This window comes from Streptomyces sp. C, from assembly GCF_000158895.1.
Classification (GTDB): domain Bacteria; phylum Actinomycetota; class Actinomycetes; order Streptomycetales; family Streptomycetaceae; genus Streptomyces; species Streptomyces racemochromogenes.
On sequence record NZ_GG657750.1, the window covers coordinates 6,786,986 to 6,789,593 of the forward strand.

3 protein-coding genes and 1 pseudogene are annotated in these 2,608 nt (G+C 67.8%); 2 read left to right on the plus strand and 2 right to left on the minus strand.

Going from position 1 to position 2,608, the window contains the following annotated elements; translation table 11 throughout:
• Window positions 1-152 precede the first annotated feature (152 nt).
• Together SSNG_RS40415 and SSNG_RS30495 are read right to left on the minus strand one after the other, a co-directional pair.
• Window positions 153-330: pseudogene (locus SSNG_RS40415) on the minus strand (IS5/IS1182 family transposase); the annotation flags it as partial.
• A gap of 184 nt (window positions 331-514) precedes the next feature.
• Window positions 515-1,354 carry a serine/threonine-protein kinase gene (locus SSNG_RS30495; protein WP_007267796.1) on the minus strand — a complete coding sequence of 280 codons (840 nt, stop codon included), beginning with the start codon at window positions 1,352-1,354 and terminating at the stop codon, window positions 515-517.
• A gap of 528 nt (window positions 1,355-1,882) precedes the next feature.
• Here SSNG_RS30495 and panD point away from each other — a divergent pair.
• Window positions 1,883-2,302 (plus strand): aspartate 1-decarboxylase, encoded by a 420-nt coding sequence (panD, locus tag SSNG_RS30500; protein ID WP_007267797.1) that lies wholly within the window; start codon window positions 1,883-1,885, stop codon window positions 2,300-2,302.
• A 17-nt stretch (window positions 2,303-2,319) separates the two neighbouring features.
• A partial coding sequence (locus SSNG_RS30505) for a GNAT family N-acetyltransferase (protein WP_007267798.1) occupies window positions 2,320-2,608 on the plus strand: 289 nt, incomplete at its 3' end.

Below are 2,608 nucleotides of genomic sequence, written 5' to 3' on the forward strand. Positions count from 1 at the left end.
AAATCCGTGCAGAGAGGGGGCAGCGGGGGAAATGAGTGTGGGTTGAGAGCTGGTCCCGCGTAATGAGTCTCCTCCGGGAGACTTTGCGGAAGATGCGCCAGGACTTGAGTCGCGCGACGCTCCGTTCGACGGGGGCCCGCGCCCCTGACAGGGCCCGGTTGATCGCACTCGGCGAGCGCCCCGTCGAGCAGGACGTAGTCCGGATCGGCCTCGCGCAGGACCCGTAGGAGGGCCGGGTGCACGGCCGGACAAGTGCTGGACGACGGCCATGACGTAGGCGTGGGCGGTGCCGACGGATATGCCGAAGCCGGCGGCGATCTGCGCGAGACTTCGAACACCTCCCTCAACGGCGCGGGAGCCCTGTGCGTTGCGGTCCTCATCCTGACTCCGCCTGGGCCACTCGATCAGTGGCCACTCTGAAAGAGCTCCGTGATCAAGCGCCTGCCGTCGGGTCATGGCTGGCCGGTTGGTTGGGGCCTCCCGGCAGTCGACCGCGTGGATGGCGGCGCGGTCACTACCCCGTTGTCGCAGCGAAGCCAGGTCGTCCTCCTGCTGCCTGCCAGGCATCGGACAGGGCGCCCACGGACGGCAGCCGATCCTCCGGCTTCGGTGCCGTCGCCTGCGCGATGACAGCCAGCTGAGCCGGCGTTCCGCGCCACTGCGTCTCCTCGTCGCCGGCGTCGAGGAGGAGGCGCAGTGCCCGGCCCAGGTTGAAGACCGTGGTGCGGATGTCGATGAGCGAACCCCGGACGAACTCCTCGGGCGCCATGTAGCGGCTGGAGCCTGGGAGCCGGTCCGCCTCCAGGGTGAAGGGTCCGGGGCGGTACTCGTCAAGATCGCAGAGCATGATGCGCTGCTGATCGAAGTCGTAGAGCATGCAGCCGTCGTACAAGTCCACGGCTACATATCCAGCATCCTCGACAGCCAGATGGGCGTTGAGCAGCGTTTCCAGGGCGATATTGATCTGGGCGAGCGGCTGGGCCCTGAACCGTGCCATGGGGCTGCCTGGATTGGCGCGTCCGCCGTGGCGCGACCGGGTCGGGTGGTAGAGAACCTCACCGCTCGTCCACGGATAGACGAGCACGGGGCCGGTGTCCGTGGTGAAGGAGTGCGCCAAGGCCACGATGCGCGGATGTGAGATGGCACTGTGAACGGCCATCGCCCTGTCCAATGACGGGACGGCTTGGGGTGCCGCCGCGCTCTTCACGAACCAGCGCTGTCCCGATGCCAGCAATCCGTACGAGGTGCAGCCGGAGTCTTGATCATCGAATCGCTGGAACACGGTGCCCAGCCGGGCCAGCAGAGGCTCGAGCGCCGGGACGTGAGTAACGTCCTCGAACGGGTGCGTCGTCATTTCCGGAATGCTGTCAGTTTGCTTGCAGGCCCGCAGCGATTTCGGCTGATGCGGGGCCTGGCTGGCGACCGGCGCTAGTGGATCTTTTGCTGCTCCAGTCACTTGCAGCCTGCAGCCCGCAGGTGGCGCCAGAGGTAGGTGTCACCCAGCGGGCGCCCTGTCGTCGTGCGGGCTACAGCAATGGTCACGAGCATCCCCGGTTCGGCTAACCGGGGACCTGCCGTTTAGCCCCGGCGCGTGCAGGCCGGCGACCTGCTCGCGTGGCTCCGGTCACAGTGACAGTGGTCCTGGATGGCTGCCGAAGGTCGTTGCGTAGGCTGGCGTCGTCGTCGCGGCCGGGGAGTGGGTGAGGCTGCTCAGCCCCTCCGAAGTCCGCTGACGGCGAGTCGGGAAAGTCGGCAGATCGGTCAGCATTGGTCCTCGGGAACATGGAGAAAGCTGATCGAACTTGCGACTCGTTGTACGGTAGGGGAACCGCACTTGACCTGCAAAAACGCAGGCAGGGAGCATAGATCCAGGAGTACCTCGATGATGCGCACCATGTTCAAGTCCAAGATCCACCGGGCCACCGTGACGCAGGCCGACCTGCACTACGTCGGGTCCGTGACCATCGATGCCGATCTGCTCGACGCCGCCGATCTGCTGCCCGGGGAGCTCGTCCACATCGTGGACATCACCAACGGGGCCCGGCTCGAGACCTACGTCATCGAGGGCGAGCGCGGGTCCGGGGTGATCGGGATCAACGGGGCCGCCGCGCATCTCGTGCACCCCGGGGACCTCGTCATCCTCATCAGCTACGCGCAGGTCGAGGATGCCGAGGCGCGGGCGCTGAAGCCGCGCGTGGTGCACGTGGACGGTGACAACCGGATCGTGGAGCTGGGGGCGGATCCTTCCGCGCCGGTGCCGGGTACGGATCAGGAGCGCAGCCCGCATTCGGTGGCTGTCTGAGCTGAGGGAGTGGGGCCGTGGCGATCGAGCTGGTGGACGAGCGGAAGGCCGGGCGGCTGCTGGCCGTCGAGGACCGGCGGGTGGTCGGGTTCATCGCGTACTTCGTGCTCGCCGCGGAGCCCCATGCCCTGGTGGCGGTGCACACCGTCGTCGAGCCCGGGCACGAGGGGCGGGGGATCGGCGGGGAGCTCGTCAAGGGGTTCTATGCGATGGCCGAGGGGGAGGGCGTGCCGGTCGTGCCGCTCTGCCCTTATGCCGCCGCATGGGCCGGGAGGCATCCCGAGCTGGCGCCCGGGGCGCCGGCCG